General features: G+C 73.3%; 23 protein-coding genes. 7 read left to right on the top strand and 16 right to left on the bottom strand.

Annotation, left to right across the window (positions count from 1 at the left end; translation table 11 throughout):
• Window positions 1–29: 29 nt before the first annotated feature.
• Both cofD and AB0F71_RS36370 read left to right on the top strand, forming a co-directional pair.
• On the top strand, window positions 30–989 hold the full coding sequence (gene cofD, locus AB0F71_RS36375) for a 2-phospho-L-lactate transferase (RefSeq protein WP_360244330.1): 960 nt from the start codon (window positions 30–32) through the stop codon (window positions 987–989).
• Complete coding sequence (locus AB0F71_RS36370; RefSeq protein ID WP_360244327.1) at window positions 986–2,278, top strand: coenzyme F420-0:L-glutamate ligase; 1,293 nt, start codon at window positions 986–988, stop codon at window positions 2,276–2,278. Before cofD ends, AB0F71_RS36370 begins: the two co-directional genes overlap by 4 nt.
• Before the next feature lie 4 nt (window positions 2,279–2,282).
• Here the strand turns inward: AB0F71_RS36370 and AB0F71_RS36365 are convergent, their stop codons facing one another.
• The 4 genes from AB0F71_RS36365 to AB0F71_RS36350 form a co-directional block, all read right to left on the bottom strand.
• Window positions 2,283–2,552: a type II toxin-antitoxin system RelE/ParE family toxin gene (locus AB0F71_RS36365; protein ID WP_360244324.1), complete on the bottom strand. Its 270-nt coding sequence runs from the start codon at window positions 2,550–2,552 to the stop codon at window positions 2,283–2,285.
• The gene (locus tag AB0F71_RS36360) at window positions 2,549–2,821 is read right to left on the bottom strand and encodes a type II toxin-antitoxin system Phd/YefM family antitoxin (protein ID WP_360244321.1); all 273 of its coding nucleotides are present in this window, start codon (window positions 2,819–2,821) and stop codon (window positions 2,549–2,551) included. The genes AB0F71_RS36365 and AB0F71_RS36360 overlap by 4 nt, the downstream gene beginning before the upstream one ends.
• Before the next feature lie 45 nt (window positions 2,822–2,866).
• Window positions 2,867–3,724 (bottom strand): DNA-3-methyladenine glycosylase 2 family protein, encoded by an 858-nt coding sequence (locus AB0F71_RS36355; RefSeq protein WP_360244368.1) that lies wholly within the window; start codon window positions 3,722–3,724, stop codon window positions 2,867–2,869.
• Window positions 3,725–3,880: 156 nt separating this feature from the next.
• Window positions 3,881–5,026, bottom strand: coding sequence for a peptidoglycan recognition protein (locus tag AB0F71_RS36350; protein ID WP_360244318.1), 1,146 nt, complete (start codon window positions 5,024–5,026; stop codon window positions 3,881–3,883).
• 104 nt (window positions 5,027–5,130) lie between these two features.
• Here AB0F71_RS36350 and AB0F71_RS36345 point away from each other — a divergent pair, with 104 nt between their 5' ends.
• The 3 genes from AB0F71_RS36345 (at window position 5,131) to AB0F71_RS36335 (ending at window position 8,857) form a co-directional block, all read left to right on the top strand.
• Window positions 5,131–5,922: a TIGR03089 family protein gene (locus tag AB0F71_RS36345; RefSeq protein ID WP_360244315.1), complete on the top strand. Its 792-nt coding sequence runs from the start codon at window positions 5,131–5,133 to the stop codon at window positions 5,920–5,922.
• 35 nt (window positions 5,923–5,957) lie between these two features.
• Complete coding sequence (locus tag AB0F71_RS36340; protein ID WP_360244312.1) at window positions 5,958–7,178, top strand: LCP family protein; 1,221 nt, start codon at window positions 5,958–5,960, stop codon at window positions 7,176–7,178.
• A 149-nt stretch (window positions 7,179–7,327) separates the two neighbouring features.
• Window positions 7,328–8,857: an LCP family protein gene (locus AB0F71_RS36335; protein WP_360244309.1), complete on the top strand. Its 1,530-nt coding sequence runs from the start codon at window positions 7,328–7,330 to the stop codon at window positions 8,855–8,857.
• On the opposite strand, the gene AB0F71_RS36330 is transcribed toward AB0F71_RS36335, so the two are convergent.
• The 6 genes from AB0F71_RS36330 to AB0F71_RS36305 all read right to left on the bottom strand — a co-directional run bounded on the left by AB0F71_RS36330 (window position 8,858) and on the right by AB0F71_RS36305 (window position 15,145).
• On the bottom strand, window positions 8,858–9,472 hold the full coding sequence (locus tag AB0F71_RS36330; RefSeq protein ID WP_360244306.1) for an acyltransferase: 615 nt from the start codon (window positions 9,470–9,472) through the stop codon (window positions 8,858–8,860).
• Between the two features lie 27 nt (window positions 9,473–9,499).
• Window positions 9,500–10,540, bottom strand: coding sequence for a glycosyltransferase family 2 protein (locus AB0F71_RS36325; RefSeq protein ID WP_360244303.1), 1,041 nt, complete (start codon window positions 10,538–10,540; stop codon window positions 9,500–9,502).
• 296 nt (window positions 10,541–10,836) lie between these two features.
• On the bottom strand, window positions 10,837–13,404 hold the full coding sequence (locus AB0F71_RS36320; RefSeq protein WP_360244300.1) for an FtsX-like permease family protein: 2,568 nt from the start codon (window positions 13,402–13,404) through the stop codon (window positions 10,837–10,839).
• Window positions 13,405–13,423: 19 nt separating this feature from the next.
• Window positions 13,424–14,209, bottom strand: a complete 786-nt coding sequence (locus AB0F71_RS36315; RefSeq protein WP_360244297.1) for an ABC transporter ATP-binding protein — start codon at window positions 14,207–14,209, stop codon at window positions 13,424–13,426.
• 255 nt (window positions 14,210–14,464) lie between these two features.
• Window positions 14,465–15,019 (bottom strand): NADPH-dependent FMN reductase, encoded by a 555-nt coding sequence (gene ssuE / locus AB0F71_RS36310; RefSeq protein WP_360244294.1) that lies wholly within the window; start codon window positions 15,017–15,019, stop codon window positions 14,465–14,467.
• 48 nt (window positions 15,020–15,067) lie between these two features.
• On the bottom strand, window positions 15,068–15,145 hold the full coding sequence (locus tag AB0F71_RS36305) for a putative leader peptide (RefSeq protein ID WP_350509645.1): 78 nt from the start codon (window positions 15,143–15,145) through the stop codon (window positions 15,068–15,070).
• 179 nt (window positions 15,146–15,324) lie between these two features.
• Here AB0F71_RS36305 and AB0F71_RS36300 point away from each other — a divergent pair, with 179 nt between their 5' ends.
• Entirely contained in the window at window positions 15,325–16,608 is a 1,284-nt protein-coding gene (locus AB0F71_RS36300) for an LCP family protein (protein WP_360244292.1), read from the top strand.
• Window positions 16,609–16,646: 38 nt separating this feature from the next.
• On the opposite strand, the gene AB0F71_RS36295 is transcribed toward AB0F71_RS36300, so the two are convergent.
• The 3 genes from AB0F71_RS36295 to AB0F71_RS36285 all read right to left on the bottom strand — a co-directional run bounded on the left by AB0F71_RS36295 (window position 16,647) and on the right by AB0F71_RS36285 (window position 18,783).
• Window positions 16,647–17,480, bottom strand: coding sequence for an arylamine N-acetyltransferase (locus tag AB0F71_RS36295; protein WP_360244289.1), 834 nt, complete (start codon window positions 17,478–17,480; stop codon window positions 16,647–16,649).
• Window positions 17,481–17,691: 211 nt separating this feature from the next.
• Window positions 17,692–18,192 (bottom strand): peptidylprolyl isomerase, encoded by a 501-nt coding sequence (locus tag AB0F71_RS36290; protein ID WP_360244286.1) that lies wholly within the window; start codon window positions 18,190–18,192, stop codon window positions 17,692–17,694.
• 141 nt (window positions 18,193–18,333) lie between these two features.
• Window positions 18,334–18,783 carry a MarR family transcriptional regulator gene (locus AB0F71_RS36285; protein ID WP_360244283.1) on the bottom strand — a complete coding sequence of 150 codons (450 nt, stop codon included), beginning with the start codon at window positions 18,781–18,783 and terminating at the stop codon, window positions 18,334–18,336.
• 133 nt (window positions 18,784–18,916) lie between these two features.
• Here AB0F71_RS36285 and AB0F71_RS36280 point away from each other — a divergent pair, with 133 nt between their 5' ends.
• Window positions 18,917–19,513 (top strand): NAD(P)H-dependent oxidoreductase, encoded by a 597-nt coding sequence (locus AB0F71_RS36280; protein WP_360244280.1) that lies wholly within the window; start codon window positions 18,917–18,919, stop codon window positions 19,511–19,513.
• A gap of 124 nt (window positions 19,514–19,637) precedes the next feature.
• On the opposite strand, the gene AB0F71_RS36275 is transcribed toward AB0F71_RS36280, so the two are convergent.
• The 3 genes from AB0F71_RS36275 to AB0F71_RS36265 form a co-directional block, all read right to left on the bottom strand.
• Window positions 19,638–20,105 (bottom strand): GNAT family N-acetyltransferase, encoded by a 468-nt coding sequence (locus AB0F71_RS36275; RefSeq protein WP_360244277.1) that lies wholly within the window; start codon window positions 20,103–20,105, stop codon window positions 19,638–19,640.
• A 129-nt stretch (window positions 20,106–20,234) separates the two neighbouring features.
• Window positions 20,235–21,101: an oxidoreductase gene (locus tag AB0F71_RS36270; protein WP_360244274.1), complete on the bottom strand. Its 867-nt coding sequence runs from the start codon at window positions 21,099–21,101 to the stop codon at window positions 20,235–20,237.
• 203 nt (window positions 21,102–21,304) lie between these two features.
• The coding region (locus AB0F71_RS36265; protein ID WP_157849844.1) for an acyl-CoA dehydrogenase family protein at window positions 21,305–21,400 on the bottom strand (96 nt) is incomplete at its 5' end.

The raw sequence follows: 21,400 nt of genomic DNA, 5'->3' as shown, positions 1-21,400 counted from the left end.
GAAGAGTCCGACCGTGGCAGGATGACCCCATGCGCATCGTGGCACTGGCAGGCGGGATCGGCGGGGCGCGCTTCCTGCGCGGACTCCTCGCGGCGGTCGGACCGCAGGACGAGATCACCGTCATCGGCAACACCGGCGACGACATCCACCTCTACGGACTCAAGGTCTGCCCCGACCTCGACACCGTGATGTACACCCTCGGCGGCGGAATCCACGAGGAACAGGGCTGGGGCCGGACCGACGAGACCTGGTCGATCAAGGCCGAGATGAAGGAGTACGGCGTCGGCCCCGAGTGGTTCGGGCTCGGCGACCGGGACTTCGCCACCCACCTGGTGCGCAGCCAGATGCTCACCGCCGGGTACAGCCTCAGCCAGGTCACCGAGGCGCTGTGCGTGCGCTGGAAGCCCGGCGTGCGGCTGCTGCCGATGAGCGACGACCGGGTCGAGACCCACGTGCGGATCACCGACGAGCAGGGCACCCGGGCCGTCCACTTCCAGGAGTACTGGGTCCGGCTGCACGCCGCCGTCGACGCCGAGGCGATCATCCCGGTCGGCGCGGACACCGCCAAGCCCGCGCCCGGCGTGCTGGAGGCCCTCGCCGAGGCCGACGTCATCCTCTTCCCGCCGTCCAACCCGGTCGTCTCGATCGGCACCATCCTCGCCGTCCCGGGCATCCGGGACGCCGTCGCCGCCGCCCCGGCACCGGTGGTCGGGCTCTCCCCGATCATCGGCGGGGCGCCGGTACGGGGCATGGCCGACAAGGTGCTCGCCGCCGTCGGCGTCGAGGCCACCGCCGAGGCGGTCGCGCTGAACTACGGCTCCGAACTCATCGACGGCTGGCTCGTCGACACCGCCGACCAGGACGCGGTGGCCGCCGTCGAGGCCGCCGGGATCGCCTGCCGGGCCGTCCCGCTGCTGATGACCGACGTCGAGGCCACCGCCGAGATGGCCCGGGCGGCGCTGGCGCTGGCCGAGCAGGTCCGCGCGTGACGATCGAGATCCTTCCGGTCCGGGGCATCCCCGAGATCGAGGCCGGCGCCGACCTCGGCGAGCTGATCGCCAAGGCCGGGACGTACCGCGACGGCGACATCCTGCTGGTCACCTCGAAGATCGTCAGCAAGGCCGAGGGCCGGCTGCTGCACGCCGCCGACCGGGACGCCGCGATCGACGCCGAGACCGTCCGGGTGGTCGCCCGGCGCGGACCGGCCCGGATCGTCGAGAACCGCAACGGCTTCGTCATGGCCGCCGCCGGGGTCGACGCCTCCAACACCGCCCCCGGCACCGTGCTGCTGCTGCCCGAGGACCCGGACGCCTCGGCCCGCGCGCTGCGCGCCCGGCTCCAGCAGCTCACCGGCCACCGGCTCGCCGTCGTCGTCACCGACACCTTCGGCCGGCCCTGGCGCAACGGGCTCACCGACGTCGCGATCGGCGCCGCCGGACTGTCCGTCCTGGAGGACCACCGGGGGCGCACCGACAGCCACGGCAACGAACTGGTGCTCACCGTCACCGCGACCGCCGACGAACTCGCGGCCGCCGGCGACCTCGTCAAGGGCAAGGCCAGCGGCGTCCCGGTCGCCGTCGTGCGCGGGCTCGGCCACCTGGTCACCGCCGAGGACGGCGCCGGCACCCGGCCGCTGGTACGGCCCGCCGCGGACGACATGTTCCGGCTCGGCACCTCCGAGGCGCTGCGCCAGGCCGTCACCCTGCGGCGCACCGTCCGCGCCTTCACCGCCGACCCGGTCGACCCGGCCGCCGTCCGGCGCGCGGTGGCCGCCGCCGTCACCGCGCCGGCCCCGCACCACACCACGCCCTGGCGGTTCGTGCTGCTGGAGTCCGCCGAGACCCGGGTACGGCTGCTGGACGCGATGCTCGGCGCCTGGCAGCGCGACCTCCGCGAGCTCGACGGCTGGGACGAGGCCCGGATCGCCCGCCGCACCGCCCGCGGGAACGTGCTGCGCGACGCGCCGTACCTGGTGGTGCCGTGCCTGGTGATGGACGGCTCGCACGACTACCCGGACCCGCGGCGGGCCGCGGCCGAACGGGAGATGTTCACGGTGGCCATGGGGGCCGCCGTGCAGAACCTGCTGGTCGCGCTCACGGGTGAGGGGTACGGCTCCGCCTGGGTGTCCTCGACGATGTTCTGCCGTGACACCGTTCGGGCGGTGTTGGATCTGCCGGAGGGGTGGGACCCGATGGGGGCCGTGGCGGTGGGGCGGCCGGCGGAGGCGCCGAAGGTCCGGGCGGAACGGGGCGCCGAGGCGTTCGTCGTGGTGCGGTGACGCGTCAGAGGCCGCGGTAGACGTCGCGGCGATTGCCGACGTGGACGACGAGGATCAGCAGCACATCGCCGCGAACCTGGTAGACCACCCGGAAGTCGCCGACCCGGAGCCGGTAGAGGCCGTCGTTACCGGTCAGCTTCTTGACGTCCGGTCCGACCGCGAACGGGTCGTCCCCCAACGCGGTGAGTGCCGTGAGGATCCGCATCGCCTCGAGCCGGCCGATCGCGCGCAGCTGCCGTCGGGCGTGCGAGGTGAAGCCGAAGGCGTACTTCACGCAGCGCTCCCCGTGGAGTCCGCGGGCGGTCCGAACAGGTCCGCCATCAGCTCGGCCATGGTGACGGTCGGTTCGTCCAGGTGCTTGCGCGCCTCCCGGGCGAGGAGCTCGTCCTCCGCCTCCTCTATGGCGTCGAGGATCTCGATCGGCACGAACGCCCCGACGCGCTCGCCCTTGCGCGTGATCACGGTGATCTCGCCGGCCTCCGCCCGGCTGACCACCTCGGCGAGGTGGGCACGGGCCTCACGGATGTTCATTGCGTCAGCCATGAATCCAGCGTACACATCACTGCGTACACCGGGGCGGGCTTCGGGTCAGCGGGTTCGGTGGTCGTTGGGGGTGAGGCGGGGGCCGTAGCGGGGGGCGTGGGTGCCGGTGGCGAGGAGGAGGCGGCAGAGGCGGTGGCGGTGGGGGCGGTAGGGCTCCAGCAGGGCGAGCATCTGGGCGTCGTCGCTGCGGGGGCGGCCGGCCAGGGCCCAGCCGACCAGGTTGGGGAGGTGGAAGTCGCCGACCGAGACGGCGTCCGGGTCGCCGTTGCTGCGCTGGAGGGTTTCGGCGGCGGTCCAGGTGCCGATGCCCGGGACGGCCGTCAGGCGGGCGAAGGACTCCTCGTGGGCCATGGTGGAGGCCTCTTCCAGGCGGGGGGCCAGCCGGACGGCGCGCTGGACCGTGGCCGAGCGCTTGGGGTCGACGCCCGCGCGGTGCCACTCCCAGCTCGGGATCATCGCCCAGTCGCGGGCCGACGGAGCCACCCGCATGCCCTCGGCCGGGCCGGGGGCCGGGGTGCCGAAGTCGCGCAGCAGGGTGCGCCAGGCGCGGTAGGCCTCGTCGGTGGTGACCTTCTGTTCCAGGATCGCGGGGACGAGCGACTCCAGGACCAGGCCGGTCCTGGTGAGCCGCACCCCGATGGTGCGGCGCTGGGCGTCCCGGAGCGGGCCGGGGGGCAGCACCAGCGCCTCCGGGTGGTCCTCGGCGCCGAGCAGGGTGGGCAGCCGGTCCAGCAGCCACTGGGCGCCCGGGCCCCAGGCGGTCGCCTCCACCTCGCCCGCACCGGGGCGCGGCAGCACCCGCAGGGTGCCGACGCCGGCCGGGGTGCGGGAGGCGCGCCAGACGGCGCCGTCGCCGGTGGTGCGGTACGAGGGGTCGGCGGGGCCCCGGCGCAGCGGCAGCAGGGTCCGGACCGGGTCGAGCGGGAAGCCCGGCCGCCAGCGCCGTACCGCTTCGCCGCCCGTCACTGCCGTCGCCTCCTGGGGTGCCTGAGGCCATGAACGATACGTGGGGCGGGGGCAGGAGTTCGAGGGCGGGCGCCAAAGCTCGTTGCGGAAGGTTCAGCTGCTCTGGAGCAGGGCGGCGGCCGTGCGGAGTTCGGGGAGCCGGGCGTAGAGGGCCTTGCCGGGGCATTCGGTGTTGAAGGCGTCGCGGTGGCCGGAGATCGCGTCGAAGTCGACGACCGTGCCCTTGGGGTAGCGGCTGGCGTCGGAGGCGGAGGTCAGTCTGGTGCGGCCGTCGGCGGGCCGGTCGGTGAGGCCGAGCTTCCAGGCGGCGATCGCGGCGAGGCTGTCGAGGAGGGGTTGCGGCGGGGTGGCGTCGACGTAGGTGCCGATCGCGGCGACGCCGGAGGAGTCGGTGTTGAAGCCGAGGGTGTGGGCGCCGTGGACGGGCTGGTCGACGCCGCCGGCCCGGCCCTCGTAGATCGTGCCGCAGCGGTCGACCAGGAAGTTGTAGCCGATGTCCCGCCAGCCGCTGGTCCTGACGTGGTACTGGTAGATGCCCCTGATCACCCGGGGGGCGTCGGAGCAGGCGTAGTCGGTGGCGGTCGCGGTGTGGTGGACGAAGACCTCGCGGACCGGGCCGGTGTACTCGAAGCCCGGGTCGCGCAGGGACTCGTCGGCGCCCCAGCCGGCCCGGGTGACGATCGCCGGGCGCGGCGCCTGGTGGCCGTCCTCGGCGGCGGGTGCCGCGGGCACCGTCCGGGTGGCGGCCGGGGCGGGTGCGCCGGCGCCGGGGTCGACGAGGTCGAGCCGCAGTCCGGGCGGCGGTCCGGCCGGGCCGGGCCGGAACTCGACGGCGACGCCGTCGCTGCGGCCGGTCCACAGCGGGGCGGTGGCGCCGTGCGGGGCGCGGTCGGGGCCGTCGTCGGTGTCGGTCTCCAGGGTGTGCCAGTCGCTCCAGCGGCCGGTGCCCGCGTCCCGGGTGCGGACCCGGAGGCTGCCGCCGCCCAGCGCTCCGGCCGGTCCGTCCCAGCCGACGCCGAGGAGTTCGAAGGGCCCGGTCGTGCTCGCCGGGAGCCCGTGCCCGTCGGGGAGCCGGAGCGAGACGGTCCGGCCGCCGCCGGGGAAGTCACGGTGCTCGCCACCGGGGGCAAGGGGCACGGCGGAGGCGGCGGGAGCGGGCTGGAGCAGCAGGGCGGCGGTGCAGCCGGCGAGCAGCGCGGCCGGGAACGGGAGGCGCGCGGCCTTGATGGAGAGGTGCATGAAGGGGATCGTCACCGCAAACCGGACCGCCCGCCACGCCGCCCCGCGCCCGCTCGGCCACCCCTCCCGGCCTGCCACCCGAAGGCCGTAGGCTGGGGCGCACCATGACTGCGCCATTCGCTGCCGATGCCCGCACCCCCGTCGAGCTGCTGCACGCATACCTGCGCGGCGGCACCCCTTCGGTCGATCCCGCGGCCCCGCTGGTCACTTTCTACGACGACGCCACCGGCGAACGGGTGGAGCTGTCCGCCCGGACCTTCGACAACTGGGTCGCCAAGACCGCCAACCTCCTCCAGGACGAGCTGAACGCCGGTCCGGACGACCGCGCCGTGCTGCTGCTGCCCGCGCACTGGCAGAGCGCCGTCTGGCTGCTGGCCTGCTGGTCCGTCGGTGTGACGGCGGTGCCGGCCGGCGACCCGGCCGACGCCGACCTGGTGGTGAGCGGTCCGGACGGCCTGGAGGCCGCCCAGGCCTGTGGGGGCGAGCGGGTCGCGCTCGCCCTGCGCCCGCTCGGCGGCCGCTTCCCGCACCGCCCGGACGGCTTCCTGGACTACGCCGCCGAGGTGCCCGGCCAGGGCGACCGCTTCGCGCCGTACTCCCCCGTCGCCCCGGACGGGCAGGCGCTGGAGACCTCGGTGGACGGGCTGCCGCTGAAACTGACCGGCGAGCAGACCGTCGCGCTGGCCCGGGAGGGCGCCGCGCGGATCGGCCTCAAGCCCGGGGACCGGGTGATGTCCACCCTCTCCTTCGACGACTGGACGGGCCTGGAGGCCGGCCTGCTGGCCCCGCTGGCGGCCGGCGCCTCGGTGGTGCTGTGCCGCAACTCCCAGGGGCTGGACGCCGGGCAGTGGGAGAAGCGCTCCGAATCCGAACGGGTGACTGTGCGCCTCGGCTGACCCCGGGACGGTCCCGGCGGGTAGGGATCCCTGCCATGGCCGAGGACGACACCGAGCACCCCCCGACCGACCAGACTCCCCCGGAGCACGCTCCCCCGAGCGGACCGGGACGCCCGCGAAGGCGCCGGCGGTGGCTGATGATCACCGCCGGCGCCGTCGCGTTCCTGCTGGTCGCCACCGGTGTGCTGCTCTGGATCGCCTACCGCAAGCTGGACGGCAACATCAGGACGGACTCGGCCACCGACCGGCTGCTCGCCGAGCTGGAGGCCGAGCGCCCGAGCCGGGCGGCGGGGGCCGAGGGCGCCGAGAACATCCTGCTGATCGGCAGTGACGACCGCTCCGGCTCGAACTCCTCCTACGGCGGCGAGGCCGGTGCCCAGCGCTCGGACACCACCATCCTGCTGCACCTGGCCGGCGACCGGAAGCACGCGACGGCGGTCTCCGTCCCGCGCGACGTGATGGTCACCGTGCCCTCCTGCGAGAAGCCGGACGGCAGCCGCAGCAAGCCGGGGACGATGCAGTTCAACTGGGCGTTCGAGCTGGGCGGTCCGGCCTGCTCGATCCGCACCGTCGAGCAGTTGAGCGGCATCCGGATCGACCACTACGTGATCCTCGACTTCAGCGGCTTCAAGACGATGGTGGACGCGATCGGCGGGGTCGAGGTGTGCGTGCCGCAGCCGATCCACGACAAGGACGCCAAGCTGGACCTCCCGGCCGGCCGTCAGCTGCTGCACGGCGAGCAGGCGCTCGGCTACGTCCGGGCCCGGGAGAGCCTGGGCGACGGCAGCGACACCCAGCGGATGGGCCGCCAGCAGCAGTTCCTGGCCTCGCTGATCCGCAAGGTGCAGTCGCAGGGGGTGCTGCTGAACCCGGCCAAGCTGTGGCCGGTGCTGGACGCGGCCACCTCCTCGGTGAAGGCGGACGGCGGCCTGTCCTCGCTCGGCGCGCTGTACGACCTCACCCAGGACCTGCGCGGCATCCCCTCCCGGGACGTGGTGTTCCTGACGGCGCCGCGCCGCCCGTACCGCTACGACTCGGACCGGGACGAGTTCGTCCAGCCGCAGACCACCCAGCTGTTCGACGCGCTGCGGGCCGACCGGCCGCTGGCCCTCCGGCCGCCCGGTTCGGCGCCCGCGCCGGATCCGGGGGCGGGGGCGGGGGCCGGCTCCGACCGGGCCACGGCGTCACCCTCGGCGGGCGCCTCGCCCACTTTCGAGGGACGCACCGCGGACGTGGACGCCTGCGCCCAGCACTGAACTCGCCGCTGGGCTTTGCTTTTTCATTGCTCAAACATGACTGAGCTCACACTCGGAACAATTCCCCCGTTCGGCTCGTCTAGTGTGTCCGGATCGACCCGTCGCCCGACGGGTCGGCCTCCGTGACCGGCCGGACGTAGGGAATCCCCGTGCAGCAGGACGAAACGAACACCGGTCGGTTCAGCGGGGAGAGTCGACGGGAGGCCAAGCGCCGGGCCGCGGCCGCCAAGCGGCAGCGCCGCCGCCGGGTGCTCAAGTGGACGGCGGGGACGGGCGCCCTGGTGATGGTCGCCGGCTGCGGCGGGGCCTACTACCTGTACCAGCACTTCAACAGCAACCTGACCTCGGTCAAGGTCCAGCTGGGCAGCGAGGAGGAGCGGCCCAAGGCCGCCGGGGACGCGCTGAACATCCTGGTGATCGGCACCGACAGCCGGCAGGGCCTCGGCCGCGAGTACGGCGACGAGGGCAGCACCGGGCACGCCGACACCACCCTGCTGTTCCACGTCGCCAAGGACCGCTCCAACGCGACCGTGGTCAGCATCCCGCGCGACCTGATGGTGCCGATACCGGAGTGCCAGAACGACAAGGGCAGGAAGATCCCGGGCACGGCGCGGGACATGTTCAACAACAGCCTCGGCCAGGGCGGGCGCGACGCGGGCTGCACCTGGAAGACGGTGGAGAAGCTGACCGGCATCCGGGTCGACCACTTCGTGCAGGTCGACTTCGAGGCGGTGAAGACGCTCTCCACCGCCGTCGGCGGGGTCGAGGTCTGCGCGGCCAAGGACATCGACGACAAGGACTCGCACCTCAGGATGGCCAAGGGCCGCCACGTCGTCCAGGGCGAGGAGGCGCTGGCCTTCGTCCGCACCCGGCACGCGGTCGGCTTCGGCGGTGACCTCACCCGGATCCCGCTCCAGCAGCAGTTCATCAGCTCGATGATCCGCAAGATCAAGAGCGACGACACCCTGACCAGCCCGAGCAAGCTCTACCAGCTCGCGGACGCCGCCACCAAGGCGCTCACCGTGGACTCCGGCATCGGCAGCGTCGACAAGCTCAAGAACCTGGCCCAGGACATCAGCAAGGTGGACACCAAGAACATCACCTTCACCACCGTCCCGGTGCTGGACGACCCCAGCGACAAGGACCGGCTGATCCTGCGCCAGCCGGACGCCGGACAGGTGTTCTCGATGATCGCGGGCGACCGCTCGCTGACCGAGACGGCCGCTTCCGCCGCTTCCGCCGCTTCCGCCGCTCCGGCCGCGCCTGCCGCGCCCCCGGAGGCCTCGGCCGCGCCGAGCACCACCGCCCCGGCGGTGGACCCCAAGGGCGTCCAGGTGACGGTGCGCAACGGCAGCGGGACGCGCGGACAGTCCGGGCCGACGGTGGAGAAGCTCAAGGGCAAGGGCTTCGCCAAGGCCGCGGTCGGCTCCGACGCGCCCCCGGCCGCGACCACCACGGTGTCCCACCCGGCCGGCCAGGAGGCCGAGGCCGCGGCGCTGGCCGCCGCCCTCGGACTGCCCGCCGACGCTGTGAAGCCCAACCCGAAGGCGGGCCCGAAGGACCCGCTGCTGGTGGTCCTCGGCAAGGACGTCCTGACGGCCCCCGCGCAGCAGCCGACCGAGGCCCCGAAGGACCTCCAGCGAGTGCAGGCGGACGACGTCGACGTGTGCGCCAAGTAGTTACACCGGGGCGAGGGTTCCGTCCGTCTCGCGGTAGCGCTCGCCGGTGCGCGGGCAGGTCCAGAGCCCCTGGCCGGACGGGCCGAGCGGTTCGCCGGCCCGGCCGACCCAGCCGATCCGGCGGGCGGGCACCCCGGCCACCAGGGCGAAGTCCGGGACGTCCCGGTGCACCACGGCGCCGGCCGCGACCAGCGCCCAGCGGCCGACCGTCACCCCGGCGACCAGCACCGCGCGGCCGCCGATCGAGCAGCCCTGGCGGAGCGTCACCGGCTCCGCGTGCCAGTCCGGTCGGCCCTTGAGCCGGCCGTCGGGGGTGACCGCGCGCGGATGGCGGTCATTGGTCAGCACGGCGGCCGGGCCGATGAACACCCCGTCCTCGACCACCGCCGGCTCGTACACCAGCGCGTGGTTCTGGACCTTGACCCGGTCCCCGATCCGCACGCCCGGCCCGAGGTAGGCGCCGCGGCCGATCACGCAGTCGCTGCCGACCACCGCGTCCTCGCGGACCTGGGCGAGGTGCCAGACCCGCGTCCCGGCGCCGAGCACGGCCCGTTCGTCGACGTCCGCGCCCGGCTCGATCCGGGCCGCGGCCGCACCGTCCTCAACTGTCCCCATGCGGACCGACGGTAGCCGGTCCGGCCGTCAACTCGCCCGGGAGAGCACGTCCTTCGAGGACGGGCCGACGCTCCTTATCACCCGGCGGGCCAGCGAGCGGGGCGAGGTGATGAAGCCGAAGCCCCAGCTCAGGTGCATGGTCGCGAGCGCCACCGGCAGCAGCGCCTTGGCCCGGAACGACAGGCCGCGGCCCTCGACGGCGGCACCGCCGAGGATGCCCAGCAGGTAGACGCCGGGCACCGCGAGGAAGGCCGGGTGGACGGCGACGCCCAGCACCAGGCCGAGCACCACCGCGAGCAGCGCGCTCGGCGGGGCCAGGTAGCGCAGGTTGACCGAGCCCCGGTGGTAGCGGGTGACCACCCGGCGCCACCGGCCGTAGTCCTTGTACTGCTTGGCCAGCGCCTTGACGGACGGCCGCGGCCGGTACGTCACCTTCAACTGCGGGGTGAACCAGACCAGCCCGCCGTCCTGGCGGATCCGGTAGTTCAGCTCCCAGTCCTGGGCGCGGATGAACTCCTCGTTGTAGCCGCCGAGCCGCTCCAGCACCTCGCGCCGGAACACCCCGAGGTAGACGGTGTCCGCCGGGCCGGCCAGGCCGCCGGTGTGGAAGGCCGCGTTGCCGACACCGATCTTGGAGGTCATCGCGGCCGCGACCGCGTTCTCCCACTCGGTCTCGCCCTCGGCGTGCATGATGCCGCCGACGTTGGCGGCGTCCATCTCGCCGAGCAGCCGGACCGCGGTGGCGATGTAGCCGGGCGTGAGCAGCCCGTGGCCGTCCACCCGTACGACTATCGGGTTCTGCGAGCCCCGGATCGCGGCGTTCAGCCCCGCGGGAGTGCGGCCGGTGGGGTTCTCCACCGTGCGCACCCGCGGATCCTCGGCCACCAGCTCGGCCGCGATCTCGGCGGTGCGGTCGGTGGAGGGGCCGAGGGCGATCACCACTTCCATCGGTCCGGGGTAGTCCTGGTCCAGGATGCGCCGGACCGCCGTGCGCAGGTGTCGTTCCTCGTTGAGCACCGGCATGATCACGGAAACAGCCGGCAGCTCCTCAGCAGCCTTGGTGTTCATCGGGGCCAACCGTACCGGTGTCGACGCATATCCGTCTTGTCCCGGTCCGGTGGCTCCGAGCACCCCTGGAGGGCGGCGCCGGTGCCGTGATCGGGATCACCGTACCGCCCCGGGCGCCCGGGCCCGAATCGGCGGGGGAAGCGTGCAGATTCGGGGTGGGTTCGGCGGGCCCGGTGAACGGCGGACGGCACGCACGGCGCGGGGGCCGGGTGCTCGTGCGCACCCGGCCCCCGCCCCCGTTCCCCCCGTTTCCCCCCGTTCCCCCGTGGGGTGACCCGACGTCCCCCGTCGCCGGGTCAGTCCGTCGCGATGGCCGCGAGGACGTTCATCCGTCCGGCCCGGAAGGCCGGTACGAGGGCGGCGACCAGACCGATCACCACCGAGGAGACCAGCGTCACGACGACCGTGGTGGTCGGGACGGAGAGCGTCCCGAGGCCCTGGTCCCGCAGCACCCGCTGGGCGGTGACGCCCCAGGCCAGGCCCAGCCCGGTGCCGAGCACGGCGCCGAACAGGGCGATCACCACGGACTCCAGCCGGATCATCCGGCGCAGCTGGCGACGGGAGAGCCCGATCGCCCGCAGCAGGCCGATCTCCCGGGTCCGCTCCACCACCGAGAGGGCCAGGGTGTTGACCACACCGAGCACCGCGACGGTGATCGACAGGCCGACGAGGCCGTAGATCAGGTAGAGCAGGGTGTTGACCTGGGACTGCACCAGCTCCTTGTAGCCGGCCTGGTCCTTGACGGTCAGCTGCGGGTACTGCCGCAGCGCGTCCTCCAGGGCGGTGAGCGTCTTGGCGACGTCGGTGCCCGGGGTGGCCTTGGCGAAGAAGGTTCCGACCGTCTGGTCGGCGGCCGGGACCACCTTGGTCGCGGTGTCGAGGCCGACGAAGGAGCCGTCCCCGAACAGCTCGCCCTTCTTGAAGACCACGCCGACCGGGAGCTGCTGGGTGCGGCCGCTGCCGTAGTCGACGGTGACCTGGTCGCCGAGCCTCAGGTTGTGGTCCTTGGCGAAGGTCTCGCCGATCCCCAGCGAGCCGGTCCCGATCGAGTCCACCGAGCCGGCGACGGCCGTGGCGTGGAAGTCGGTGCCGAAGAAGCCGGCCGGCACCGCGGTCAGCCTGGTCCGCGCCTTCTGTCCGTCGGCCAGCCGGATCCGCCCGTTGTCGAACCCGACCTGGGTGGTGACGTGGTCGATGCCCGGGGTCCGCTTCACCGCGTCGATCATCTCCCCGGTGACGCCTGTCGGGCCGCCGGAGATGATGTAGTCCACGCCCACCGAGCGGTCGATCTGCTCGCTCGCCGAGGTGACGGCCGAGGAGCTGAACACCGAGGAGCCGATCACCAGCGCCAGACCGATCATCAGCGCGGCGGCGGTGGCACCGGTCCGGCGCGGGTTGCGCATCGCGTTGCGCTGGGCGAGCTTGCCGGAGGGCCCGAACAGGGCCGGGAGCAGGGCGCCGAGCACCTTGATGACGACGGTGGCCAGCAGCGGGCCGAGCACCACGAAGCCGATCAGGGTGAGCAGCAGGCCCAGGCCCAGGAGCTGCCCGCCGGTGCCCGCCTTGTCCGCCTGGCCGGCGAGCACCAGCAGGCCGGCACCGCCGCCGGTGAGCAGCACGCCGAGGATCGTCCGGACGACGTTGGAGCGGGCCTCGGCCGGGGTGCCGTGGTCGCGCAGGGCGGCCATCGGGGCGATCCGGCTGGCCCGGCGGGCCGGGATCCAGGCGGCGACGACGGTGATCAGGATGCCGACCGCGTAGCCGGCCACGAAGACGTCGGGCCCGATCACCAGGTCGCTGGCCTTGAGGTCCATGCCGATCGCGTTCATCAGCTTGATCAGGCCGACGGCGACGCCGAGGCCGACCGCCACCCCGAGGGTCGAGCCGAGCACGCCCAGGATCAGCGCCTCGACCAGCACCGAGCCGTTCACCTGGGCGCGGCTGCCGCCGATGGCGCGCAGCAGGCCGATCTCACGGGTGCGCTGGGCGACCAGCATCGAGAAGGTGTTGATGATCAGGAAGCCGCCGACGATCAGCGAGATCCCGGCGAAGCCGAGCATCGCGTACTTCATGAAGTCGAGGCCGCTGCCGATGGCCTTGGTGTTCTCGTCCTTCTGCTCGGCCGCGGTCTTGACCTGGTAGCCGCCGCCGACCTTGGCGAGGGCGTCGGCCTTGAGCTGGTCGTCGGTGCGGCTGCCGTCGCCGTAGGCCTCGACGGAGGTGTAGGCCGGCTCGCCGAGCAGCACCTGCTGGGCGGTCGGGGTGTCCAGGAAGGCCAGCGCCGCACCGGGGTTGGTGGTGGTGAAGGTGGCGATGCCGACGATCGTGAACGGGTGCCGGCCGCCCGCGTTGTCGACCCGGATCCGGTCGCCGACGGCCAGCTCGGCCTTCTTGGCGGTGTCCGCGTCCAGCACCAGTTCGCCGGAGCCCTGCGGGACGTGCCCGGAGGTGAGCTTCACCGCGTTGCGCGGGGTGTCGGTCCAGTTGCCGACCAGGGTGGGTGCACCGCTGGTCGGGCCGACCAGCTTGTCGGTGGCCGGGTTGACCAGGATCGCGTTGCCGACCATGACCTGGCCGACGGCGGTCTTCACGCCGGGCAGCGCGGCGACCTGCTGGGCGAGCGCGGCCGGGACGGTGGCGGGCTTGTTCCCCGGCTGCGGGTCCTCGTCCTCGGCCGGCTTGGGCGGCTGGACCGAGACGTCCGAGGCGGTCGCGGCGAACAGCTTGGAGAAGGTGCTGGTGGCGGTGTTGGAGAACACCAGGGTGCCGGAGACGAAGGCGACCGACAGCACGACGGCGATCAGCGAGAGCGCCATCCGGCCCTTGTGGGCGAAGAAGCTCCGCAGTGAGGTCTTGAGCAGCATGGTTTCGTCGTCCCGCCGCTCAGCTGGTGCGCTTGCCGTCGAAACGGCGCATGCGTTCGAGGACGGAGTCGGCGGTCGGCGCGTGCATCTCGTCGACGATCACGCCGTCGGCGAGGAAGAGCACGCGGTCCGCGTAGCCGGCGGCGACCGGGTCGTGGGTGACCATGACCATGGTCTGGCCCAGTTCGTCCACCGAGCGGCGCAGGAAGGTCAGCACCTCGGCGCCGGCCCGGGAGTCCAGGTTCCCGGTGGGCTCGTCACCGAAGATGATCTCGGGGCGGGCGGCCAGGGCGCGGGCCACCGCGACGCGCTGCTGCTGGCCGCCGGAGAGCTGGGTGGGGCGGTGCTTGAGCCGGCCGGCCAGGCCGACGGTCTCCACCACCTGGTCCAGCCAGGCCTGGTCGGGTCTGCGGCCGGCGATGTCCATCGGCAGCGTGATGTTCTCCAGCGCGTTCAGGGTCGGCAGCAGGTTGAACGCCTGGAAGATGAAGCCGATCTTGTCCCGGCGCAGGCGGGTCAGCTGCTTGTCCTTGAGGCCGGTGATCTCGGTGTCGCCGATCCGGATCTGACCGCTGGTGACCGTGTCCAGCCCGGCCAGGCAGTGCATGAGGGTCGACTTGCCGGAGCCGGAGGGGCCCATGATCGCGGTGAAACGGCCGCGCTGGATGTCCACGTCGACCGCGTCGAGCGCGGTCACCTTGGTCTCGCCCGAACCGTAGGCCTTGGTCACCTGGCGGGCCGAGGCGGCGACGGCGGACGCTCCGCCGGGAAGCTGGGGGTCGTACACGGCTGCTGCCGTCGTCACTGGAGTCTCCTAAGAAGTGGCCCACCCGTCGACCCCCACCCTCCCGACGCGGTCGGCCGGCGGACCCGATCGGATCGGGCCGCCTTGTGTGGGGCGGGGATGTAGGAACCACGTTAGGAGCCGGTCCCGGACGGCTCGTCCTCCGTCGGAATGAAGCGCTGCAACCAAGGTTCTACGGGTGCGGCACCCCTTTCCCCTAGGGGGTGCCGCGAGCCTTCTCGGGGGCGCCCCGTACGGGGTCGGGCCGACGGCGGGTCAGCCGGTCAGCACCGGTGCGGCCAGCCGTTCCAGGGCGTCGGCGAACCCCTCCACGACGGGGACGAGTTGGGCGTCGGTCTCGCACTCGACGAGGGTCCGGCCGTCCTCCCCGGCGGTGATGTGGCGGTCGAGCACGAACCAGCCCTGGGTGATGTGGCCGGCGCCCATCGAGCTGAGCACCGGGCGCAGCGCGTAGTCGACGGCGAGGACGTGCGCGGGCGAGCCGCCGGTGGCCAGCGGCAGGACGGCCTTTCCGGCCAGCGCGTACTGCGGGAGCACGTCGAGCAGGGCCTTGAGCAGGCCCGAGTAGGCGGCCTTGTAGACGGGGGTGCCGATGACGACGCCGTCGGCGCGGGCGAACAGCTCGGTGACGGCGACGATCCCGGGGTGGTCGAAGTCGCCGGACAGCAGGGCCTGCGCGGGCAGGCTGCGGGCCTCGAAGGGGATGACGTGGTGGCCGCGGTCCACCAGGCGCGCGTCGACGTGGCGCAGCAGCCGGGTGGTACGGGAGGTGGCGGACGGGGAGCCGGAAACGGACAGGACGGTGGCCATGGGTTCACCTCTGGCTGGAAGCGGGTCGGTGGTCTCGACGGGCGCGCTTCAACGACGACAGAGCGAACCGGACACACGCTGGAGGTCGACGTGGCGCCGACGCGTGAGTGCCCAACTCTGATCCATGTCGAAATGCAAACACGGTGCGTTCGAACCGGTCAAGAATCGTTTCGGCAGCCGGAACGACGGTGACGGGCGCGTTTCACGCCGGAACGATCCGGTACGTGCATCAAAACTGCTACAAGAGGCCCGGCCGGGACCCCCGGGGGGAGTCAGCCGGACCGGGGTCGGGCATCCTCGACGGCATGAACACGTGGCAGGAGGGCCGCCCGGGCGGCGGAGGCAACCCCTATGGAGGCAACGGCGGCGGCGCAGCGTCCGAGCCACCGCTGCCGGCCTCCCTCAACCCGCGCGGGGCCGGCGCGCCCGCCCCCCGGCAGCCGGAACCGCCGCACCGCCTCGGCGGCGTCCCACCGCAGGGCACCCCCGGCGGCCCCGGACGGCCGGGCCCCAGCGGACCGGGTCGGCCCGGCGGCCCCGGTGGTCCCGGTGGTCCCGGCGGCCCCGCCGGTGCGCGGCCGGGCGGTACGCAGGCCCGGCGCTGGCCGCGGCGGCGGATCGTCAAGTGGACGGTCTTCGGCCTGCTGATCGCCGTCATGGTGACCGGCGTCTCCACCTGGTTCTGGGCGGACTCCAAGCTCAACCACGAGAACGTGCTGGCCGACTACCCGGGCCGCCCGGCCGCCGGCAAGGGCACCAACTGGCTGATCGTCGGCTCCGACAGTCGCGAGGGCCTCAGCGAGTCCCAGATGGACACCATGCACACCGGCCACGACGTCGAGGGCAAGCGCAGCGACTCGATGATGATCCTGCACGTCGGGGACCACGGGAACACGCTGATGAGCATCCCGCGCGACTCCTGGGTGCCGATCCCCGAGTTCAGGACGAGCGCCGGGAAGACCGTCAAGGCCACCACCTCGAAGATCAACTCGGCCTTCGCCACCGGCAACGGCCGGCTCCTGGTGCAGACCGTCGAACTGAACACCGGCATCCGCATCGACCACTACGCCGAGATCGGCTTCGCCGGGTTCGCGGGCATCGTCGACTCCGTCGGCGGCGTCCAGCTGCACATCGACCAGGACATCAAGGACAAGGACTCCGGCCTCGACCTCAAGGCCGGCGACCAGACCCTCAACGGCACCCAGGCCCTGGCCTTCGTCCGCCAGCGCCACCAGATGGCCGACCAGGACCTCGGCCGGATGCGCAACCAGCAGAAGTTCCTCGGCGCCCTCGCCCACCAGGCCGCCTCCCCGGGCACCGTGCTCAACCCGTTCACCTTCTACCCGCTGGTCGACTCGGCGCTCGGCACCCTGATCGTCGACGACGACTGCGGACTGACCGACCTGGGCTCGCTCTTCCTCGCCATGAAGGACGTCAACGGCGGCGGCGGCAGGAGCATGACCGTCCCGATCGGCAACGCCGACTTCCACACCAGGACCGGCGAGTCGGCGGTGCAGTGGGACGCGGCCAAGTCCAAGCAGGTCTTCGAGGCCTTCAAGAACGACACCGCGGTGCCCGAGTTCAAGTAGCCGCCCGGGGCCGTCCGTCGGACAGGCCCCGGCGGCCGTCAGGCGGGGCCCGTCGGGCTGCCGCTCGCTCCGGCGGAGGCGGCCACCGGCAGCCGGTCGAGCACGATGCCGAAGTGCTCGCGGTACGCGGACAGCGCGGCGGCGTCGGTGAGTTCCTCCTCGGTGCGGGTGCCGTCGGGGGCGGTGCGGACCAGCCGGGTGCCGTTGAGGGTGGTCCGGCCGCCGTCCGCGGCGAGCATCGAGCAGGTGGTCCCCCGGGCGAACGGGGACTTCGGCGAGGTGGCGTGCCACCAGCAGGTCGGCACGAAGTCGGCCAGCGGGTACGGGCGTCGGTCGATCCGGTACTGCGGCACCCCGTCCAGCAGGACGTCCAGGTCGCCGTCGTCGCCGTACGGCCGCAGCAGCGCCGTGCCGTGCGGGTCGGACTGCTCAGCGCGCCCGTCCAGGCGCACCGGGAGCCGGGTGAACCGGCCGAACCCCACATCGGCCAGCCAGGGCTCGTCCAGGTCGACCCGCAGCGCCAGGTGGTCGAACGGCGGCCCGGGCTGCTCCCCGCCGAAGACCCGGGCGGCCAGCAGGCTCACCCGGTACCCCAGCGAGCGCAGCAACTCGGCGAAGGCGCCGTTGAGTTCGTAGCAGAAACCGCCGCGCCGACGGTCCACCACCTTCGCCACCAGCGCCGCCGGGTCCAGCACGATCGGCTCGCCGAGGTGGACGCTCAGGTTCTCGAACGGGACGGCCCGCAGATGGGCCTCCTGCAAACGCGCCAGGCCCGCCGCCGAGGGCGCCCCGGGGTCCGGCACCCCGATCCGCTCCAGGTAGGCCGCCCGTACGGCCGGGGGCAGTTCCTCGTACGCGTTTTCATGATCCACCCGGCCATTCTCCACCCGGTCCAGCCGGGCCCGGGCCGGTGGGCCGGTGGCATCGACCCTTCGGCCTGGGACGCACCTCCAGGAGACACCACCGGGAGGCACCACCGGGGACGCTCCTCCGGGAGACACCACCGCCCCGGAGCGGGAGATCGGCAGATCCGACTCCCCGCTCCGGGGCGGTGGTGTGCGTCAGGGCCCAGGAGGGCTGCGGTCAGACGGACTCGACCACGCCGGACTTGGCGATCTTGATGGTGGCCGAGGTGCGGCCACTCGACGAGCCGAGGCTCTCGATCTTCTTCACGACGTCCATGCCCTCGACGACCTCGCCGAAGACGACGTGCTTGCCGTCCAGCCAGTCGGTGACGATGGTGGTGATGAAGAACTGCGAGCCGTTGGTGTTCCGGCCGGCGTTGGCCATCGAGAGCAGGCCCGGGCGGTCGTGCTTGAGCTGGAAGTTCTCGTCCGCGAACTTCTCGCCGTAGATGCTCTTGCCACCGGTGCCGTTGTGGTTGGTGAAGTCACCGCCCTGCAGCATGAAGGCGGGGATCACACGGTGGAAGCCGGAGCCCTCGTAGCCGAAGCCGTTCTGGCCGGTGGCCAGCTCGCGGAAGTTGCGGGCGGTCTGCGGGACGACGTCGTCGAACAGCTTGAAGACGATGCGGCCCGCCGGCTCGTCGTTGATGGTGATGTCGAAGAAAACGTTGGAACCCATGCAGGGATCATGGCACGAGCGGCCGCGCGTCGCGCGCCACCCCCGTAGGGCGCGAGGTCACGGCGGCGTGTTATCCGGCCGTCCGGCTCGCCCGGCCGGCGTCGGGTAGCCGCCCGCCCCTCCCCCTCCCCCTCGGCGGGCTCAGGCCTTGAGCTTGCGCCACACCGTCTCCAGGGCGGCGATGTCCTCCGCGTCCAGCCGGTCGGTGAACACCGGGGCCAGGACGGCCCGCCGGGTGGCGTCCGCCTCGGCGAAGAGCGCACGGCCCTGCTCGGTCAGCTCGATCCGCACCGAGCGCGCGTCCGAGGCCGAGGGCGTACGGGCCACCAGCCCGCGCCCGGCCAGGGCGTCCACCACCCGGGAGACCTGGCTGCGGCTCAGCATGGTCTTGGCGCCGAGGTCGGAGGCCGCCACCGGCTCCCGCTGCCCCGCCAGCCAGAGCATCACCTCGAACCAGGACAGCGGCAGCCCGTGCACCCGGGCGAGCTCCCGGTCCACCTGGGCGGCCAGCGTGGTGCCGGCCCAGACCAGGCCGTAGAAGGCGTGGTCCTGCTCCGACAGGGGGCCCAGGGAGAGATCGGCGCGGTCCATGCCGTTCATCGTACCGAGGTTGCGTGCGTGTGCACACAGTGCCGGGGTCGACGGGCGCCTCGCGGGCCGCAGGCCGCCACCGGAACGGCCGACCAGTAGCATCGGCCTCCAACCAGCCTGAGGGGGGCGGAACATGACACGGATCGGGGTCTACCTGGCGCATCCGCGGCCGGGCAGCTTCAACCACGCGCTGTACCAGGCCGTTGTGGACGAACTGCGCGGGCGCGGCTGCGAGGTCCGGGCGCACGACCTGTACGCCGACGGGTTCGCGCCGCTGCTCACCGCCGGGGAGACCGGCACGGTCGACGACGCCGGGGCCGCCACCGACCCGCAACTCGCCGCGCACCGCGCCGAGGTGGCCACCCTGGACGCCCTGGTGCTGATCCACCCCAACTGGTGGGGCATGCCGCCCGCGGTCCTGGCGGGCTGGGTGCAACGGGTGCTGGTCCCCGGCGTCGCGTACAAGCTCGGCACCGCCGACGGCGAACCCGCCGGACTGCTGCGCGCCGGGCGGGCCCTGGTGCTGAACACCTCGGACACCCCCGAGGCCCGGGAGCGCGAGGAGTTCGGCGACCCGCTGGAGCGGATCTGGGCGGCCTGCGTGCTGCCGTACGTCGGCGTCACCGACGTACGGCGGACGGTGTTCCGCACCGTCACCGGCGCCCCCGCCGCCGAGCGCGCCGAGTGGCTGCGGCAGGCCCGGGAGCAGGCGGCCGCACTGCTCGACTGAGCCGGCCCGGCCCGGGCGAGGGCGCTCGGGCGACGGGGCTCGGGCGAAGGGGTCCCGGGCGACGGGGCTCGGGTGAGCACGCTCGGGCGAGGGGGCTCGGACGAAGGGGGCTCGGGCGACGCGGCTACAGCTCGAGCTCCGCCACGGCCTGGCCGCCGCTCAGCTCGCCGGTCGGGCGGAAGCCCAGCCGGGCGTAGAACCCGGCGGGGCCGTCCGGGCCCGGGTGGTAGGTGACCGTCGCCCGGGTGCCGCCACGGCGGCGGATCTCCGCGCAGACCTGCTCGACCGCGAACCGGCCGTAGCCGCCGCCCTGCTGCCCGGCGTCGACCAGCAGGCGCCACAGGCCGGAACGGAGGCGGTCGTCGGGCCGCTCGGGGTGGAAGCGGAGGTCGAAGAAGGCCATCACGAAGCCGACCGGCCGGCCGCCGTCCACGATCAGCCGGGGCCAGGCCGCGTCCCCGTACACGTACGCCTCGGCCAGCGACTTCGCCACCGGGGCGACCAGGCCCTCCTGGTCGGGGCGGACCCGCAGGGCGAGGGCGGCGTCGATGTTCTCGGGGGTGAGCCGGGCGAGGCTGATCTTGTCGGACATGGCGGGCAGCCTAGGCAGCCGGGCTGCCCGCCGTCGCCCGAATTTCCCCGGCGGCCGCCGGGGCAGGGATTCAGACCCGGTGGGCCGCCGGGGCGGGGATTCAGACCCGGCGGGCGGCCCGGGCGGGGATCAGGCCCCGGCCGGGAAGTCGGTGCCGCGGCCGACCGCCGCCCAGGCCTCGGCCTCCTGGCGGGCACCGTCCAGGTGGCCGAGGACGGCGTCCACCGCGTCGGTGCCGAGCGCCAGCCGCAGCGGGGTCCGCTCGGCGGCCAGTGCGGTCAGGATCGCCGCGGCGGCCTTCGCCGGGTCGCCCGGCTGCTTGCCGTCGGAGTCGGGCAGGCCGGTACGGACCGGGCCGACCAGCGGCTCGTAGGCCTCGATCGGGGCGGAGTGGGCCAGCGCGCCACCGCCCGCGAAGCCGGTCCGGAACGCGCCCGGTTCGACGACCAGCACCTTGATCCCGAAGCCGGCCACCTCCTGGGCCAGCGCCTCGGACAGCCCCTCCAGGGCGAACTTGGTGGCCGAGTAGGCGCCGACGCCGGGGAAGGAGAAGCGGCCGCCCATGCTGCTCATCTGCACCACGGCGCCGGTGCCCCGGGCCCGCATGTGCGGCAGCACGGCCCGGGTGAGCGCGGCCGGGCCGAAGAAGTGCAGCTCCATGAGGTCGCGCAGCTCCGCGTCGGTGGTCTCCTCGACGGCGCCGATCAGGCCGCGCCCGGCGTTGTTGACCAGCACGTCGATCCGCCCGTGCCGCTGCACGGTCTCGGCGACCACGGCGGGGATCCGCTCCTGGTCGGTGACGTCCAGCTGCACCGGGACCAGCCGGCCCGGGTGGGTGGCGGCCAGTTCGGCCAGCGTCTCGGGGCGGCGCGCCGCCGCGACGACGGTGTCGCCGGCCGCCAGCGCGGCCTCGGCGATCGCCTGGCCGAAGCCGGAGTTGGCGCCGGTGATCAGCCAGACCTTGGCGTCGGCGCGCTGCTCGGGGGTGCTGCTCATGATCCGTGGCCTCCAGCAATGATCGTGCTCGGCAAACGAGTTGACGATCATTTATGACATTCGGCGACCCGTTCGTCCAGGAGAGCCGGACGCCGGACCAACAGCCGGACCAACAGCCGGACCAGGGCCGGACGAACAGCCGGACGACGAACGGCCCCCGACCGCACGGCGGCGGTCGGGGGCCGTTGCGAAGTACCGGACGGCTACGGCAGGTTGCGGGCCATCACGATCCGCTGGACCTGGTTGGTGCCCTCGTAGATCTGGGTGATCTTCGCGTCCCGCATCATCCGCTCCACCGG

It is taken from the genome of Kitasatospora sp. NPDC028055 (assembly GCF_040637885.1).
Classification (GTDB): domain Bacteria; phylum Actinomycetota; class Actinomycetes; order Streptomycetales; family Streptomycetaceae; genus Kitasatospora.
This window is presented reverse-complemented; position numbering and strand designations above follow the sequence as displayed.

What these genes read in the sequence shown, in the direction of transcription:
- AB0F71_RS36320 (WP_360244300.1), bottom strand. Translation starts at nt 13,404, where the DNA reads ATGCTGCTCAAGACCTCACTGCGGAGCTTCTTCGCCCACAAGGGCCGG.
- AB0F71_RS36345 (WP_360244315.1), top strand. Translation starts at nt 5,131, where the DNA reads ATGACTGCGCCATTCGCTGCCGATGCCCGCACCCCCGTCGAGCTGCTG.
- AB0F71_RS36350 (WP_360244318.1), bottom strand. Translation starts at nt 5,026, where the DNA reads ATGCACCTCTCCATCAAGGCCGCGCGCCTCCCGTTCCCGGCCGCGCTG.
- AB0F71_RS36270 (WP_360244274.1), bottom strand. Translation starts at nt 21,101, where the DNA reads ATGAGCAGCACCCCCGAGCAGCGCGCCGACGCCAAGGTCTGGCTGATC.
- AB0F71_RS36325 (WP_360244303.1), bottom strand. Translation starts at nt 10,540, where the DNA reads ATGAACACCAAGGCTGCTGAGGAGCTGCCGGCTGTTTCCGTGATCATG.
- AB0F71_RS36290 (WP_360244286.1), bottom strand. Translation starts at nt 18,192, where the DNA reads ATGGGTTCCAACGTTTTCTTCGACATCACCATCAACGACGAGCCGGCG.
- AB0F71_RS36275 (WP_360244277.1), bottom strand. Translation starts at nt 20,105, where the DNA reads ATGTCCGACAAGATCAGCCTCGCCCGGCTCACCCCCGAGAACATCGAC.
- AB0F71_RS36280 (WP_360244280.1), top strand. Translation starts at nt 18,917, where the DNA reads ATGACACGGATCGGGGTCTACCTGGCGCATCCGCGGCCGGGCAGCTTC.
- cofD (WP_360244330.1), top strand. Translation starts at nt 30, where the DNA reads ATGCGCATCGTGGCACTGGCAGGCGGGATCGGCGGGGCGCGCTTCCTG.
- AB0F71_RS36285 (WP_360244283.1), bottom strand. Translation starts at nt 18,783, where the DNA reads ATGGACCGCGCCGATCTCTCCCTGGGCCCCCTGTCGGAGCAGGACCAC.
- AB0F71_RS36330 (WP_360244306.1), bottom strand. Translation starts at nt 9,472, where the DNA reads ATGGGGACAGTTGAGGACGGTGCGGCCGCGGCCCGGATCGAGCCGGGC.
- ssuE (WP_360244294.1), bottom strand. Translation starts at nt 15,019, where the DNA reads ATGGCCACCGTCCTGTCCGTTTCCGGCTCCCCGTCCGCCACCTCCCGT.
- AB0F71_RS36305 (WP_350509645.1), bottom strand. Translation starts at nt 15,145, where the DNA reads ATGGATCAGAGTTGGGCACTCACGCGTCGGCGCCACGTCGACCTCCAG.
- AB0F71_RS36300 (WP_360244292.1), top strand. Translation starts at nt 15,325, where the DNA reads ATGAACACGTGGCAGGAGGGCCGCCCGGGCGGCGGAGGCAACCCCTAT.
- AB0F71_RS36340 (WP_360244312.1), top strand. Translation starts at nt 5,958, where the DNA reads ATGGCCGAGGACGACACCGAGCACCCCCCGACCGACCAGACTCCCCCG.
- AB0F71_RS36360 (WP_360244321.1), bottom strand. Translation starts at nt 2,821, where the DNA reads ATGGCTGACGCAATGAACATCCGTGAGGCCCGTGCCCACCTCGCCGAG.